Consider the following 15,703-nt stretch of genomic DNA (forward strand, 5'->3'; position numbering starts at 1 on the left):
TGAGGCTCCCCTATCATTGTTCCTGCCCAATAGTAGAACTATTCCCCTCGTGCTACGTACGATTAAAAGGGGGGGCTGATGCGACAAAAATTGGTGGCAGTTGCGATTGCGGCACTAGCGCCCGTTGTGGCGATGCTGGCCTACAACGAGTTTGCGCTTCGCCAACAGCGCAGTGATGAGATTCGCGTATCCGCTGCGCAGGCAGCCAGACAAGCGGCGTCCGAGGTCGAGCGCATAGTGGAAGGCCTCCATGCCCTGCTGATGTCGGTCACCTCCATGCCCTCGGTTCGGGAACTTGACGCGGCGGAATGCGCTGAGGCGCTGCGCTCTGTCGCGAACAGGGTCGATAACATTCGAACGATCTTCGTCGTTGATCTACAGGGCGCACCCGTATGCAGCAGCCTAGAAACAACAGACGGGATCAGCTTTGCAAATCGCGACTACTTCCAGCAAGCCGTCGCGACGAGAGAATTCGTCGTCGGGACCTACACCCGAAGCCGGATTTCTGGTACCGCTGTGCTTCCACTTGCCATGCCTTTGATAGAGGCAGGCGTGGCGAAAGCCGTCGTCGTGACTGGGATCCGATTGGACTGGCTGCAGAGCCGCATTACCGAACGTGGTATCTCGCCTGGCAATGCGGTGACTATCGCGGACGGAAAGGGGACGATACTTTCGCGAGTGCCCTTTCCTGAGAGGTTTGTCGGTACGGTTATCCCGGACGATTATCAGCCCCTCATCCACGCTGATCAACCGGGGGTTCTTGGCGTCAGGAGCCAGGACGGGACGGAAAGGATACTAGGTTACCGGCCAATCTCTGTTCCCTCCAGCCCGCTCTACGTCAGCGCAGGATTCTCGAAGGAAGAGGCCTTCGCTCCCATGAACCGAGCGACGCTCATGAATGTGCTTGCCATCTGTGGCGGCGCGCTAGCAGCATTCGTGATGGCTATCCTTATTGGAGATCGCTTCATCCTCAGACCGATTGCTCGCATATCAGGTGTCATGAACAACTGGCGCGAAGGGGACGCGACGGCAAGGACGGGGATGATCGGAGGAGACGAGCTTGCCAATGTCGGGGCAACATTGGACCGTCTGCTAAACGAGCTCGAGGATCGCCGCCGCCGCAGCGAGGAGGCGGAGGAGGAGCGGACCCTGCTTATGCGGGAACTCGCGCATCGCATAAAGAACGGGTTCGCGCTCGTGCAGGCAATCGCCCGCCAGACTTTCTCGCGCTCGGATGCTGACAGGTACAACTCGTTCTCGCAGAGGCTTGGCGCTCTCGCCGCGACTTATGACCTGATCCTAGCAGAAAAAGCAACGTCCTCTTCCATAGTCGAGGTGATCAAATCGGCCCTCCGCGCACACGTCGAACCCAACGAAGAACGCCTTGACCTGAGGGGACCCGCGGTACTCTTACCGCCCGATGCCGCACTCCCACTCTCGCTTGTCATTCACGAACTTGCGACCAACGCAACGAAGTATGGCTCTCTTGGAAGTGAGCACGGCCAAGTCGAGATAAAGTGGCGACGCGACGGAAGCGAGATCGTGCTCACTTGGAGTGAGAGTGGAGGCCCGCCTGTATTGGCACCCACGAGGAAAGGGTTCGGGTCCGTTTTGATCGAAAGGGCGTTCCCCTCCGCGGCACGTGCACGAACCTCTACGGAGTTTCGCACCGAGGGCCTCATTTTCAAACTCGCTTTTTTACCGGAACCTGATGCACCTTCTGGAGTTATCTCGCTTCCGGTGGGATAGAACATGACAGCCAAAGTACTGATTGTCGAAGACGAGCCTCTTCTCCTGATGCTCGCAGCAGAACTCGTTGAGGAAGCTGGCATGGAGCCCGTGACGGCAAGCACTGCCGACAACGCGATCGTAATTCTGGAGCAGGATCCAGACATCCGGATCCTGATGACCGACATCGACATGCCTGGCAGCATGGACGGGTTGAAGCTAGCTGCGGCGGTGCGCAACCGCTGGCCACAGATTCAGATCGTTGTGGTGTCGGGAAAGCAGCGTCCACGAGTCACCGACCTTCCAGCACAAAGCGTATTCCTTTCCAAGCCCTATGACATCTACAGGCTCTCAGAAACTCTGATGAAACTGGCAGCCTAAGACGGAGCGGAGACCAGAGGCCCTTTTATAGCTTCCCCCTGCGCGGCCGGTGCACTACATAGATCGCGCAATCAGCGATTGGTTTACATGGCGCTTCACGAATTCAACTTCCTCGCCGCCCGCGGCGAGCTTGCCACCTTGATCAAAAGGGTCGACTGGGCATCCACCACTCTCGGGACGCCTCAGCAGTGGCATCCGTCCATCAAGATGGCGGTCGCGATGATCCTGCAATCACCAGTCCCCATGGCCACAATGTGGGGCGATGACGGCGTCATGATCTACAATGACGCCTATGCCGCGATAGCTGGAACCGGACATCCGGGCTTGCTTGGAGCAAAGGTGCGGGACGCATGGCCGGAGGCGGCCGATTTCAACCACCATGTGATGACGACCGTTCTTGGCGGTGGAACGCTCTCCTATCGTGAGCAGCATCTGACCCTTCACCGCCAGGGACATCAGGTCGATGCATGGTTCGACCTCGACTACTCCCCCATTCCTGACGAGAACGGACGGACGCTAGGTGCACTGGCGATCGTCATCGAAACAACCGAAAAGGTGCGGTCAGAACGGTGGCGCGCAAGTGAACTAGCTCGCCTCCGGGCAATGTTCGAACAGGCACCCGGCTTTGTTGCCCTGATGCTGGGGAAAGATCACGTTTTCGAGCTGGTCAATCAGGCCTATAAGAGGCTTGTCGGGTTTCGAGACGTCATCGGCAAGACCGCTCGAGAGGCCTACCCCGACCTGGAGGGGCAAGGCTTCTTCGAAATGCTCGACCAGGTCTTCTCGACAGGCACCCCATTTATCGGCACCGCTTTGCCGATCACCTTCGAGGGACCAGATAGAGCTGAAGATAAGTTCATCGACCTCATCTATCAGGCTATTCGCGACCCGGAAGGAGATATCACCGGCGTTTTCGCACAGGGCCACGACGTCACGGATCGGGTGCTTGCTGAAAAAGCTCTAAGGGCTGGAGCACGTCAGAGCCGGCAGATCTTCGACGGCGCTGTGGACTATGTAATCCTTTCACTTGATCTTGAAGGTCGAGTTCAACGCTGGAACGAAGGCGCGCACCGCATCTTCGGATGGACGGAAGACGAAGTACTTGGACAACACTGGGATATGTTGTTCACTCCAGAGGACCGGTCAGCGGGAGCATCGCGCCAAGCAATGGATGCGGCTCTGAACGCCGGGACGGCGCACCATGATCGGTGGCACCTGCGAAAATCCGGGGAGCGGTTCTGGGCCAGCGGATCCATCAGCCGGTTGATCGACGAGCAAGGACGAACGGTAGGGTTTGTAAAAGTTCTGCGCGACCGGACGGAGGAGCACCTTGCCGCGGCCGCTCTGAATGAAGCTGAAGCTCGTTTGAAGCGGGCGCAGGAGGCTGGCGGCGTCGGCGTCTTTTCGCTTGACCTGAACACGAACATCCTCAGCCCGTCGCCGGAGTTCTGCAAGATTTTCGGACTAGATCCGGTCGACGCCATCTCGGTTGAAGATGTTCAGACGCTGATCCGTCCCGAAGACTTCCGTGTCGCGTCCGATCCGGACGCGAGGAGAGCTGGCACAGCACCGCTGGATGTAGAGTACCGGATCCATCGAGCCATCGACGGCGAGGAAAGATTGATTGCGCGTCGGGGAGAGTATGATTACGGCGCGGACGGACGACCGATCCGCCTGGTGGGTGTCGTTCAGGACGTCACTGAGAAGAACAAGGCCCAGAGGGACCTGCGCGAGAGCGAGGAGCGCTTTGGAGCTCTGGCGCAAGCGCTGCCGAACCACGTTTGGACCGCCCGACCTGATGGTGAGCTCGACTGGTTCAACGAGCGCGTCCACGCTTACTCGGGCAAGTCATATGATGAGCTTCAGGGCGACGGCTGGGTCTCTATGGTCCACCCGGAGGACCTGGCCGAGGCCGCTGCGCGCTGGGAGTCTGCCCTTGCTGACGGGAGGACCTATGAGGCGGAGTTTCGCCTCAGACAGGCGGATGGAAGCTACCGGTGGCACATCGCGCGGGCAGTTCCCGTCAAGGATGAACGCGGCCAGATCCTCAGGTGGATCGGGACCAACACCGACATTGAGGAGCAGAGGGAAACGCGGGCAAAGCTTGAGGAGCTCAATGCGACGCTGGAGCAGCGCGTTGCCGAACGGACTGCGGACCGGGATCGCATGTGGCGTCTGTCCACGGACATCATGTTGGTCGCGGACTTCAATGCCACCATCGTAGCCGTGAACCCTGCGTGGGGGGCGATCTTTGGCTGGGAGGAAGACGAGTTGATCGGCCTGTCCTTCATGAATCTTGTTCATCCGGACGATGTTGCCGCAACGCTTGCGGAAGTCGGCAAGCTCAGCGAGGGCGTCACTACGTTCTCCTTTGAGAACAGGTACCAGACCAGGCACGGCACCTATAGAACCATCTCCTGGACGGCCGTGCCGGATGACGCGTTTATCCACGCCGTCGGTCGTGACGTCACGGAAGAACGCGCGGCTGCCGAGGCTCTTAGGAAGACAGAGGTGGCCCTGCAGCAGGCGCAGAAGATGGAATCCATCGGCAACCTGACTGGCGGCGTCGCGCACGACTTCAACAACCTCCTTCAGGTCGTCGCCGGCAACCTTCAGCTTTTGGCCAAAGACATTACCGGAAACGAGAAGGCGCAGCGGAGAATTGCCAACGCGCTTGCAGGTGTGGATCGAGGTTCGAAGCTTGCTGCTCAACTTCTCGCCTTCGGCCGCAGGCAGGCTCTCGACCCGCGCGTAGTCAACGTAGGCCGTCTTGTCCGTGGCATGGATGAGATGCTTCGCAGAACAATTGGCGAGGGCATCGAGGTCGAAAGCATCGTGTCTGGCGGGCTGTGGAACACATTGGTGGACCCAACTCAGATTGAAAACGCACTTCTCAACCTGGCTATCAACGCGCGCGATGCGATGGACGGCTTCGGCAAGCTGACGATTGAGGTCGGCAACGCCTATCTCGACGATGTCTACGCACGTTCTCACGAGGACGTCGTGCCGGGACAGTATGTGGCCCTATCCGTCACCGACACCGGAACCGGCATGTCACCTGAGATCGTCGCTAAGGTGTTTGAGCCGTTCTTCTCGACCAAGCCCGAGGGCAAGGGAACGGGTCTTGGCCTGTCGATGGTCTACGGCTTCGTCAAACAAAGCGGCGGACACATCAAGATCTACAGCGAGCTTGGCCAAGGGACGACGGTCAGGATCTACCTCCCGCGCTCGATTGAACAGGAAGACGTCCAGGTCGATCACGGAGAGGAACGCGTTCAGGGTGGGCAAGAGACAATCCTTGTTGCCGAAGACGACGATCAAGTCCGCGCCACGGTCGTTGAGATGCTCCAGGACCTCGGCTATCGCGTTCTGAAAGCGCCGGATGCGAGCGCCGCTCTCTCGATCATTGAAAGCGGGATCGCAATCGATATGTTGTTCACCGATGTGGTCATGCCGGGGCCGCTAAAAAGCCCGGATTTAGCGCGCAAGGCGAAGGAGCGCCTCCCCACCATTGGGGTCCTCTTTACTTCCGGCTACACCGAAAACTCCATCGTTCACGGCGGAAGACTCGATGCCGGCGTGCAGCTCCTGTCAAAGCCGTACACCCGCGAGGCGCTCGCTCGGAAGATCCGTCACGTGCTTGCTAACGAAAGACAAGCTTCAGCTTCCGGAACGCAGCTTTCGATCCAGGCGGCGCATAGACCTGAACAGAAGTCGACGCGTCCCAAGGTGCTGCTTGTCGAGGATGACGCCCTGATCAGGATGGGCACGGCTGATATGCTGCTCGAACTCCAGTACGAGGCGCTCGAAGCGGGCTCGGCGGAAGAAGCACTGGATCTGCTTGAGAAGGAACAGGTCGATATTGTCGTGAGCGATCTGGGACTGCCGAAAATGTCAGGAGAAGAGCTCTGCCACGAGATCCGTCGTCGTTGGCCGCAAATCGGTATTATCTTCGCAACAGGGGCCAACAAGGCTCCGGAGCTAGACGATCCGAGGAGGACTGCGCTATTGCCCAAGCCACATGGCATCATGGAACTGCAACAAGCTCTTGAGGCTGTCACGTTCGATGGGATGAGAGATTCGAAGACGACTGCGGAGTGCTAAATCCGGATCTGCTGCCGGTAAGTCCATGTATCTGCGGCTCCTTCAACGAGGACTGTTGCTGAAGTTTCCATTCGCAACATCTGATGTTGCTGGGTCGTGAGCTAAGCACGAGGACTGGCGCTATGCCAAGATGTCACTTGGACGAGGGTATGGTGAAAGCGAACCTAGTTTCCTGCTGGCTGGAGTGGACTTCAATCTTTCCCCCGTGGCTTCGGGCAATCTCACTTGAAATGAACAGGCCCAGGCCAAGGCCCTGCTTCTCTGCCGAGTCTGTTACCCGAAAGAAGGGCTCGAACAAGTGATCTTTGATATGAGCTGGAATTGGTTCACCTTCGTTGGCGATGGTGATCACGACCTCATCTACGGCTGGAGCGACTACCACCCTCACCGGCCGGTCCGGTGAGCCATGCGTGAGCGCGTTGCCGAGCAGATTAGACACCAACTGGGCAATCCGGCCGCCGTCGCAATGGACATGATCCTCAATCTGAAGGCAATGTTGTATCTCGCGCCCAGGATGCGCGGCCTGTAACTCCTCAACGACGTGCTCAAGTACCGCACGTAGGTCGGTCGGCTTCGGGTCGATGGCAATACCCTGGCCAGCGCGGCAACGCGCCAGATCGAGCATGTCCTGTATCAGGCCGGACATGCGTTCGGTGCTTTGGCTCATCATTGTCAAAACTCGCCGTGCCTTATCCGACTGCGGCTCGCGCGACAGGATGTTGAGCCCCCCTTTGATCGAAGCGAGCGGATTGCGCAGGTCATGACCCAAAATGGCAACGAACTGCTCCCTCAAGCGCGCCACCTCCTTTTCGGCCAGTAGCCCTTGCTCCAGTTGAAGCCGCTCGGCGACCCCTGCTGCAATGCGCTCTTCCAGGCTCTTGTTAAGCTCCTCGAGTTCCTTGCGGGCTTGGTCCGCCGTGTTCTTGGCATCCACAAGTTCCCGCTCATAGCGGCGCCGATCGGCTGCCTGGAAGAGCGTGATGCGGGTAAATTGAACGCCGCCATCGCTGGTGCGGCGTTCGGCGGCATTGGCCAGGACAGGCAGCCGTCGTCCATCTGGTCCAACAAGGTCCAGTGCAACCTCGTTAAAGTACCCCTGCATTCGCAGCAATGGGGCAAAATGCGTCTCGTAGAATATTTTCCCAGGAACATTCAGCAGGTCATAGAATCGCTTGCCGAGCAAATCGAAGCTCTGCGTGCCCATCCAGCCGGCCAGCGTGCGATTGGCTTTGACGATGACGCCGTCAGCGGCCAAAGAGAGGTAGCCACATGGGGCATTCTCGTAGAGGTCTTCAAGATCCTCCATGATCCCCTCCAGTCCAGTTTGAGCCTCCGCCTTACACAAAGGCTTTGATCGCGGAGATGACCTGAGCAGGCGCGCTCAGGTTCGGACAATGGCCTGTTGCATCGATGACGACCATTTCCCCTTTCGGCAGATGGTCCCTTACATACTCCCCAACCCCCTGCTGGGCGATCACGTCCTGCTTGCATTGGATGACCAGGGCACGTGCCTGGCAATGCTCCAGATCCGAGCGATTGTCGGAAAGGAAGGTGACGCGTGCAAATGCCTTGGCGATGTCCGGATCGGTCCGGCAGAAGCTGTTTACGAGCTCTTCACTGAGCTCCGGGCGGTCAGGATTGCCCATGATCAATGGCCCCATTGCGGCTGACCAACCCAAGTGATTGTCATCAAGGAATGTCAACAGCTCCTCGATTTCCTCCTGCGTAAAGCCACCTTCATAGCCTTCGTCGTTGATGTACCGGGGGGATGGTCCGATCAGGACGAGCTCACTGAACAGATCAGGCGCTTCGATCGAGGCGAGGATGCCAATCATGGCGCTCACTGAATGGCCAACGAACACGCCGCCTTCGATGTCCAGAGCCTGGCCGATCTCCACGACATCTGTTGCATAGCCGGCAAGGCTGGAATACTTGGCATGATCATAGGCCCCAAGGTCCGACTTGCCGCACCCGACATGATCGAACAGGACGATCTTATACTCCTGCTCAAAGGCCGGCGTGACATGCCGCCACATGTTCTGGTCGCAGCCGAATCCATGGGCAAAGACCATAGCGCGCTGTCCGTTGCCTCGCACGGTGACGTTGTTCCTTGCTGTAATAGACATAAACCCTCCCGACCTTCCAGGGAGGGCCTATGGCCTCTCCTCGTGCCTTGCTGCCCAAGCCGACCCAATATAGGAACATTGTGGGCAGGCGTCGAGGGTTTTACTTTTCGGTTGATAAACGGTGGTCCGTGCGCGATCAACAACCTATGCTGCCGGGGCGCCTGGTGATTCACGGCCGTTTACTTCAATGGCGGTGGAACCGATCTGTTATTGCAGCGTTTGCCTTAGTTATGGGTGGGGGCGAACACTGCTAGTCCGGCTACCGCCTTCGGCTGCTGCCGGTGCCTGGGCTTCGGACCTGAGGGGAAAGACTGCTATGTCCATCGTTGAAGAGTTTCCAGCCGCGGCTCGGCGGCTTACGGAATTCGAGGCGCTTGCGGCAGCGGCGCCAACTGTTCTCGATGCCATACCAGGCGCCGTTTACATCTGCGACAAGGACGGCTGGCTCGTTCGCTATAATCGAGAGGCCGCGGAGCTTTGGGGGCGAAGCCCTGCTCTCGGCGATGCAACTGAGCGCTTCTGTGGCTCGCTTGCTCTTTTTCTCCCCAACGGCACTGCACTGGCCCATGACGTGTGTCCAATGGCCAAGGCCGTCCTGGCCGGTGCATCAACACGCAATGCTGAAGTTGTGATCGAACGGCCAGACGGCTCGCGTCTCACGGCGCTCGTCAATATCCGCGCTCTCAAAGACCATGATGGCAGGATCCAGGGCGCGATCAACTGCTTTCAGGACATCTCGGCTCACAAGGAGCTGGAAGACAGGATCCAGCAGAAGAACGCGGATCTCGAGGACTTCTTCGAAAACAGCGCGATCGGTCTCCACATCGTTGGCGGTGACGGCATTATCCAGCGAGCGAATAAGGCCGAGCTTGCTCTCTTGGGTTACACCGCAGAAGAGTATATCGGACGCCACATCGTCGAGTTTCATGTAGACGCGCCCGTCATTGGAGACATCCTCCATAAGCTTTCTTGCGGGGAGAAGCTCGACCGCTATCCTGCACGTCTGCGCGCGAAAGACGGATCCATCAAGCAGGTCCTGATCACCTCCAACAGCCGCTTCCGGGATGGCAAATTCATCAGTACGCGCTGTTTTACAACCGATGTGACTGATCTTCGCGAGGCAGAGGCTGCCCGCCGTGAAAGCGATGAACGGCTGGCGGCAACTTACGATGCAGCGACGATCGGGATCGCGGAAGCTGATCGTGACGGACGCCTCCTGCGCGTCAATGACACGCTCTGCACGATGTTGGGACGCTCCCGCGAAGAGCTGCTCAACATGACCTTCTTCGACTACACCCAAGAAGACGACCGGGAGGAAGATGCCCTCCTTTACGCGCGCCAGATTGCTGGGCAAATCGACAATTATGCGCTGCGGAAACGGGCAGCTCGCCCCGATGGCAGCACGGTCTATCTTGACGTCCACAGCTCTTCTGTTCTCGATGCAGACGGAAGCTTCCGCTATGGCGTCCGAGTGCTGCAGGATGTCACCCTCGCAAAGCAGATGCAGGACCAGATTCGCGAAAGCGAACAGCACCTACGTGATCTGCTGGAGGCTCTGCCGGCTGCGGTGTACACGACTGACGCGACTGGCCGCATCACCTTCTTCAATCAGGCAGCCGTCGAGATGTCCGGCAGAACGCCGGAGGTTGGCGACATGTGGTGCGTCACCTGGCGCCTTTATAACCCTGATGGCAGTCCACTTCCCCACAACCAATGTCCGCTGGCGGTGGCACTGAAGGAGGACCGGGCTGTTCGTGGTGCCGAGGCAATCGCGGAGCGGCCAGATGGCACAAGGGTTCCCTTCATCCCCTACCCCACACCTCTTCATGATGGCGATGGCAAGCTGATTGGCGCGATCAACATGCTGGTGGACATTACCGAGCGCAAACAGGCAGAGAACCGGCAGAAGGCGTTGATCGACGAGCTTAATCATCGCGTGAAGAACACACTTGCAACCGTGCAGTCTCTGGCGGGCCAAACGGCACGACACGCTGATGGGCTGGAGGATTTTAGCCAACGGTTCGAGGCCAGACTGCTAGCCCTGTCGCGCGCCCATGATCTGCTAACGACGCGTCACTGGGAGGGCGCCTCCCTGGATGTGCTCGCCCGCGAAGTGTTGACTGCGATGACAGGTAGTGCAGCGGAACAGATCAAGATCGATGGTCCGTTTGTTGATCTTGACGCTCGCACGGCACTGAGTGTTACGATGGCGCTGAACGAACTGGCCACCAATGCCATCAAGTATGGTGCACTTTCATCTGAAGCTGGCAGGCTGTCGGTCACCTGGCGTCTTGAAGAGGGACCGGACCTGCGGCCCAGACTGCTCCTTGAATGGCGCGAGCGGGATGGTCCGCCTGTGACGCCGCCGACGCGACGCGGAATTGGTAGTCGGTTGATGGAGCGGGCAATTGAACGGGACCTGGGTGGCCAACTTGACCTTGCATTCGAGCCATCGGGAGTGATGGGTCAGATCTCTTTCGTAGTCGGACCTGCACTGCATGAGTAAGTTCCGCGGTATCAAGGTGCTCGTTGTCGAGGACGAGAGTTTTGTGGCGCTGATGATTGAGGACATGCTCCAGGATCTGGGATGCGAGATTGTTGCGTCCGTGGCTCGGTTGAAGGAGGCCTGCGATATTGCGTCAACTGCGGAACTGGATCTGGCGGTCCTTGACATCAACCTCGGTGGGGAGCGGAGCTTTCCAATTGCTAACATTCTGCAAGAACGTGGGGTACCTTTTATGTTCAGTACCGGGTACGGAAAGAACGGCCTCCCTCCTGAGCTTTCCGGATCGCCCGTGTTGAGCAAGCCCTTTGCGGCGAAGGAACTGGAAGAAACGCTGTCGTCTGCTCTTGGGCTGCCTCTTCGAACGTAACCTCGGGGACAGCGCGGTGCCCCCTCCAACTCGATCTCAAGGCCAGCGCGTGACCGACCGGAATAACTATCCTCGGAGCCGTATCGCCCCAGGACGCTTCGCCTTTGGCTATCAGGGCGTCCGAGGCATCCAGCGCCGCGGCAACCCGACACGGCAGGCTTTTGACCGGGCAAGACTGTACCAGAGAACGGGAGACATATCCTAACTGGACGGCCGCGGTTGACGAAGGCTAACGATGGCCAGGCGCATCAGCCCTCGATCATCTCCATGATCTTGGCCGCAAGTTCCGCCATCACGAAAGGCTTCGTGATCACCTCCATGCCCCGTTCGAGGTGACCATTCCCAACGGCGGCATTCTCCGCGAACCCGGTGACAAAAAGCACTTTCAGGTCTGGACGGTATCCTCTTGCAGCGTCCGCCACCTGACGTCCGTTCATGCCGCCGGGGAGACCTACGTCGGTGATCAGCAAGTCGATCCGGCCGTCGCTCGTGAGTAGTTTGAGGCCCGATGGACCGTCCTCCGCCTCGAGTGCTGTATAGCCAGCTTCCCGCAAGACCTCCACAATTAGCATTCGCACGGTTGGCTCGTCATCAATAACAAGCACGGTCTCGCCTGCGCCGGACTCTGGTATCGAGCCGTCCTGCTCGATTGGTTCCTGCTCTACAGTTCCGGTATAGCGAGGCAAGTATAGGCACATCGTCGTGCCATGACCCTCTTCAGAATGAACTTGGACCTGTCCCCCTGACTGACGAAGGAACCCGTGGATCATGGACAGGCCGAGCCCGGTCCCCTGGCCAATCGGCTTCGTGGTGAAGAAGGGGTCGAAGACCCGCTCGACGATATCCTTCGGGATACCAGTTCCAGTGTCAGTCACGCAGATCGAGATGTACTGGCCCGGTGGCAGATCGCGCTCGGCCCCGGCGTGCTCATCCAGACACTGGTTAGCTGTCTCGATAGTGATACGGCCTCCGTGGGGCATTGCGTCGCGCGCATTGATTGCCAAGTTGAGCAAGGCATTTTCTAGCTGAGAAACATCGACCTTCGCCGCCCAAAGCCCAGCGGCGCCGACCACTTCGACAGCGATGGAGGGGCCCACGGTGCGTTGGATCAATTCCTCCATACCTACGACAAGCCGGTTCACATCCGTCGGCTTGGGGTCGAGCGTCTGACGGCGCGAAAAGGCTAGCAGGCGCTGCGTCAATGCCGCCGCGCGTTGCGCAGAGGTCTGCGCGCCCGCAATGAAACGGTCAATCCCTTCGGTCCTACCTTGCTTCAACCTGCGACTGATCACCTCCAGACTGCCTGTGATGCCAGCGAGTAAGTTGTTGAAGTCGTGGGCGATGCCGCCAGTAAGCTGCCCGACCGCTTCCATCTTTTGAGCCTGCCTCAGAGCCTCCTCGGCCTGAGCGCGCTCTTTGATGGCTTCCTGAATGCGCTGCTCAAGTGACCCATTCAGGCTTTTCAGCTCCTTATAAAGCCGTGCGTTATCCACAGCGATCGCAGCGTGTGCTGCAATACCGACCATGAGATCCTCGTGGTTCTTCTTGAACTGCCCGGCGTCCGGGTGCCCGAAGAACAAGCCACCGATCACCTCTCCAGAGCGGGATTGAACGGGAACGGCGAGATAGCTCCGCACCGGCAGATGCCCCTGAGGCATACCATAAAGAGGAGCATTTTTCCCATACCGATCATCGAGCAAGATGTCGTCTGATCGTATCACGCCCTCGCCCATAAAAGTTGGCGCGAACACCTTGGTAGCGCGGGGATTACCGAAGCTTTCGAAGTGAGAACGCTCGGCACCTGAAAGGGTGTACAGAAGGTATTTACCTCCATCCTCAGCCAAGACGTTGTAAAAGAACGCCCCAAATCGCGCGCCGGTGAGCTCAACGCCAGCATCTGTAACCATCTGGACAATCCGCTCGAGCTCCACTTCCGCTGTTAGCGCCTGTCCAATTTGATTAAGCGTAGCGAGCGTACGACGCTGCTCTTGCTCCTCTGCGATGGGCCGAGCCTCAATAATCGTACCTATTGGCTTTCCATCGCCGGCCAGGATTGGACTGGCCGTGTACGACACGGGGTAGAAGGTGCCATTCTTGTGCACGAACACCTCTTCCCCTTGCATCTGCGCCCGTTCAGGGAAAGCTCTGTCGATCGGGCAGTCTTCGAGGGGGTAATGACGGCCATCCGGGTGCTTGTGATGAATAACGTCGTGCAGCGGTCGCCCTTGCAGCTCGGATCGATTGAAGCCGGTGAGCTGCTCGGCTGCCCGATTCGCGAAGACACAGTATTGTCGCTCGTCCATGAGAAACAGGGCCATCGTCGTATTGTTGACGATCGCTTCCAGCCGACGCGTCGGATCGTTCAAGTGCGGCCCGAGATCCATATGCAATCCTCGCAATCAGCCAATACGATACCAACCGAAACGCCTCCAAACGCAGAAGGCGTGGCAGCGTTCCTCATCCAGTCTTGCAACCGGCATTTCGCGCGCCAGTAAATGGTTGTGACGCAAGTGTAAACAGCATTCGCGGTGGCAGCCGATGTGGCGGCAGAGAAAGGTACGGCGGCCTTGGGCGGTACGGATCACTCGGAAGGCAGGGGGACGTCTGCTGTCAGGTAGGCACGAGAGGATTTCCTATGACCGAGATGAAGGCGCAAAGCTAATCGAATCCTGGGGGCTTTCTGAGTAAAAGGGCGTGGCCCCACAACATGCAGGGCCGCTCCCTTCAGATCTTAGTCCGCTCGGCCAGTTCCAGTGCATCCTCTATGTCAACGCCGAGATACCTGACTGTGTTCTCGATCTTGGTATGGCCAAGCAGGATCTGGATCGCTCGTAGGTTGCCGGTGGCCTTATAGATCATGGCAGCCTTCGTTCGCCGCAGGGAATGCGTGCTGTATTCCTCCCGACGAAGCCCAATCGCCGTCACCCACTCATCGACCAGTCGGGCGTATTGCCGAGTTCCGCAACCAGCGCTTATATGTCCTTGCATCCGCGTTAAAATCGCAGCGTGCGGGGACACGATCTGGTGTGATGCACGCCGTGGCGCAACGCCGTATTTCAACAATATGGACGCAGATAAACACCCAGTGCAAACCGCCGATATCGGCACCTGCGAATATCTATTAACTTTAGAGGCTCCTCTTGAATGGATCTTCAAGACACCACAGATCGGTAAGTGGCGCTGACCCCAGCGCTTTCCTTGTTGATCACCAACCAAAATCAGTGAGGGTAAAAATGATCTCAAAGCTGTTCGATCGACCGGTCTATCTGAAGGAGAAGAGGGACTTGGTTCGGGAGATAGCATCTTTGGAAGATGCAATTGATTATCTGGAGGATTGGCCTGAACGGGAGCGCGACATGCTCCACGATGTAACGTTGAAGACGTGCTACATGGCACATGACGGGCATAAGCCCTTGAGTGTGGCTCGGGACGCTATCCGTGCCTTCGGACAGAAGAAGGGCCTCCTCGTCAAGCAGCCAGCCGTTCAGCCTTGGATGATCAAGACGCCAACTGGTGGTGGCCGAGTATCCCCTTAGATCATCAGCCGAACAAGGGAGGCCGTGGAGGCGGCCTCTTCTTGTTTGAGGAATGGGTTGGCGTGCCGCAGCTGCAGCCTGGTGAGCCCGCAACTCCGGTTCCCTCAGCCAAGGTCGTCCTTTGTTGTGCAATCTGACGCCTTGACAGGATCTGAACCGTCGACCTCTACATTGCGAAGAACTGAACTATGTTTTCCTCAGAGTTCGCAAAGACGATTTCGAGGTCCCCTGCGCGCCATTAGTCAGGCACGCCATGGGTCCACGAGGATAACGCCGGTGCCCTGGAAATCTTGAGTGTTGCGTGTAACGACCACAAACCCGTGCACGACTGCCGTGGCAGCGATGAGTGCATCAGCTTCGTTGCGGCGATCCGGAATATGCAAGTGGGCACACCGCGTCGCAATCGCATCATCGATAGCAATGATGCGCTGAGCGAACTCCGGGCGTACTCGGCTATCCATCCAGGCTCGTAAGCGAGCGCCCTGCTCAATGTCACGCCGCTGGATGCTGAGTATCCCGCGCTCAAGTTCTAGGATTGTTATGGCAGAAATATACAGATCGCGGGAATCCTGCGCGCTTACCCAAGCGGTCACGTTCGGATCAGCTTTACCGTCACCAACCTTACGGAGCTCGGAGACAACGTTTGTGTCGAGCAGATATTTCAAGACAGATCAACTTCGCGAGTTGCGATGACTGATCGAGACGGATCGAAATCGATATTCGACAATCCGGGCATGGAAAGGGCATCGACAAGATTGTGACGCTTACCTGTCAGACGCTCAAACTCACCGTACGTCATCAACACGTGCGAAGGTCGGCCTCGATCAGTGATAACGACAGGTCCCGCTTCAGCAGCTTTCTTTGCTCTGCCAACATCATGATTCAATTCGCGGCTGGTCAAGCTAATAGTGGCCATATGCGCCTCCTTGTAGGAACATACCTACATATAGCGCCT

Annotated in this window: 11 protein-coding genes and 2 pseudogenes; 7 read left to right on the top strand and 6 right to left on the bottom strand. The window is 58.1% G+C overall.

Translation table 11 applies throughout. The annotated features are described in order from the left end of the window. Positions 1–78: 78 nt before the first annotated feature. From M1E10_RS03565 to M1E10_RS03580, 4 genes and pseudogenes are all read left to right on the top strand, one after another. The gene (locus M1E10_RS03565; RefSeq protein ID WP_499172749.1) at positions 79–1,749 is read left to right on the top strand and encodes a sensor histidine kinase; all 1,671 of its coding nucleotides are present in this window, start codon (positions 79–81) and stop codon (positions 1,747–1,749) included. A gap of 3 nt (positions 1,750–1,752) precedes the next feature. After that, positions 1,753–2,109, top strand: coding sequence for a DNA-binding transcriptional response regulator (locus M1E10_RS03570; RefSeq protein ID WP_499172751.1), 357 nt, complete (start codon positions 1,753–1,755; stop codon positions 2,107–2,109). A 219-nt stretch (positions 2,110–2,328) separates the two neighbouring features. Then, positions 2,329–4,203: pseudogene (locus M1E10_RS03575) on the top strand (PAS domain S-box protein); the annotation flags it as partial. 30 nt (positions 4,204–4,233) lie between these two features. Then, entirely contained in the window at positions 4,234–6,213 is a 1,980-nt protein-coding gene (locus M1E10_RS03580; RefSeq protein WP_499173466.1) for a response regulator, read from the top strand. A 133-nt stretch (positions 6,214–6,346) separates the two neighbouring features. Here M1E10_RS03580 and M1E10_RS03585 read toward each other — a convergent pair whose 3' ends face one another. Together M1E10_RS03585 and M1E10_RS03590 are read right to left on the bottom strand one after the other, a co-directional pair. Then, entirely contained in the window at positions 6,347–7,519 is a 1,173-nt protein-coding gene (locus M1E10_RS03585) for a PAS domain-containing sensor histidine kinase (protein WP_499172753.1), read from the bottom strand. A 31-nt stretch (positions 7,520–7,550) separates the two neighbouring features. Further along, positions 7,551–8,339: an alpha/beta fold hydrolase gene (locus M1E10_RS03590; protein WP_499172754.1), complete on the bottom strand. Its 789-nt coding sequence runs from the start codon at positions 8,337–8,339 to the stop codon at positions 7,551–7,553. Positions 8,340–8,655: 316 nt separating this feature from the next. Here M1E10_RS03590 and M1E10_RS03595 point away from each other — a divergent pair, with 316 nt between their 5' ends. Next, entirely contained in the window at positions 8,656–10,845 is a 2,190-nt protein-coding gene (locus M1E10_RS03595) for a PAS domain-containing sensor histidine kinase (RefSeq protein ID WP_499172755.1), read from the top strand. After that, positions 10,838–11,212 carry a response regulator gene (locus tag M1E10_RS03600; protein ID WP_499172757.1) on the top strand — a complete coding sequence of 125 codons (375 nt, stop codon included), beginning with the start codon at positions 10,838–10,840 and terminating at the stop codon, positions 11,210–11,212. The genes M1E10_RS03595 and M1E10_RS03600 overlap by 8 nt, the downstream gene beginning before the upstream one ends. A gap of 248 nt (positions 11,213–11,460) precedes the next feature. Here M1E10_RS03600 and M1E10_RS03605 read toward each other — a convergent pair whose 3' ends face one another. Further along, on the bottom strand, positions 11,461–13,596 hold the full coding sequence (locus tag M1E10_RS03605) for a PAS domain-containing hybrid sensor histidine kinase/response regulator family protein (protein ID WP_499172758.1): 2,136 nt from the start codon (positions 13,594–13,596) through the stop codon (positions 11,461–11,463). Positions 13,597–13,936: 340 nt separating this feature from the next. Continuing rightward, a pseudogene (locus tag M1E10_RS03610) lies at positions 13,937–14,170 on the bottom strand (tyrosine-type recombinase/integrase); the annotation flags it as partial. Between the two features lie 275 nt (positions 14,171–14,445). On the opposite strand from M1E10_RS03610, the gene M1E10_RS03615 reads away from it, so the two are divergent. Beyond that, positions 14,446–14,748: a DUF982 domain-containing protein gene (locus M1E10_RS03615; protein WP_499172759.1), complete on the top strand. Its 303-nt coding sequence runs from the start codon at positions 14,446–14,448 to the stop codon at positions 14,746–14,748. 242 nt (positions 14,749–14,990) lie between these two features. Here M1E10_RS03615 and M1E10_RS03620 read toward each other — a convergent pair whose 3' ends face one another. Together M1E10_RS03620 and M1E10_RS03625 are read right to left on the bottom strand one after the other, a co-directional pair. After that, the gene (locus M1E10_RS03620; protein ID WP_499172760.1) at positions 14,991–15,413 is read right to left on the bottom strand and encodes a type II toxin-antitoxin system VapC family toxin; all 423 of its coding nucleotides are present in this window, start codon (positions 15,411–15,413) and stop codon (positions 14,991–14,993) included. Next, positions 15,410–15,664, bottom strand: coding sequence for a type II toxin-antitoxin system Phd/YefM family antitoxin (locus M1E10_RS03625; protein WP_152338275.1), 255 nt, complete (start codon positions 15,662–15,664; stop codon positions 15,410–15,412). The genes M1E10_RS03620 and M1E10_RS03625 overlap by 4 nt, the downstream gene beginning before the upstream one ends. Positions 15,665–15,703: the final 39 nt, after the last annotated feature.

This window comes from Rhizobium sp. PK7-22 (assembly GCF_056530405.1).

Bases quoted from the DNA above. Each gene is read 5' to 3' on its own strand.
- M1E10_RS03565 (WP_499172749.1), top strand. From the start codon at position 79: ATGCGACAAAAATTGGTGGCAGTTGCGATTGCGGCACTAGCGCCCGTT.
- M1E10_RS03570 (WP_499172751.1), top strand. From the start codon at position 1,753: ATGACAGCCAAAGTACTGATTGTCGAAGACGAGCCTCTTCTCCTGATG.
- M1E10_RS03585 (WP_499172753.1), bottom strand. From the start codon at position 7,519: ATGGAGGATCTTGAAGACCTCTACGAGAATGCCCCATGTGGCTACCTC.
- M1E10_RS03590 (WP_499172754.1), bottom strand. From the start codon at position 8,339: ATGTCTATTACAGCAAGGAACAACGTCACCGTGCGAGGCAACGGACAG.
- M1E10_RS03595 (WP_499172755.1), top strand. From the start codon at position 8,656: ATGTCCATCGTTGAAGAGTTTCCAGCCGCGGCTCGGCGGCTTACGGAA.
- M1E10_RS03600 (WP_499172757.1), top strand. From the start codon at position 10,838: ATGAGTAAGTTCCGCGGTATCAAGGTGCTCGTTGTCGAGGACGAGAGT.
- M1E10_RS03605 (WP_499172758.1), bottom strand. From the start codon at position 13,596: ATGGATCTCGGGCCGCACTTGAACGATCCGACGCGTCGGCTGGAAGCG.
- M1E10_RS03615 (WP_499172759.1), top strand. From the start codon at position 14,446: ATGATCTCAAAGCTGTTCGATCGACCGGTCTATCTGAAGGAGAAGAGG.
- M1E10_RS03625 (WP_152338275.1), bottom strand. From the start codon at position 15,664: ATGGCCACTATTAGCTTGACCAGCCGCGAATTGAATCATGATGTTGGC.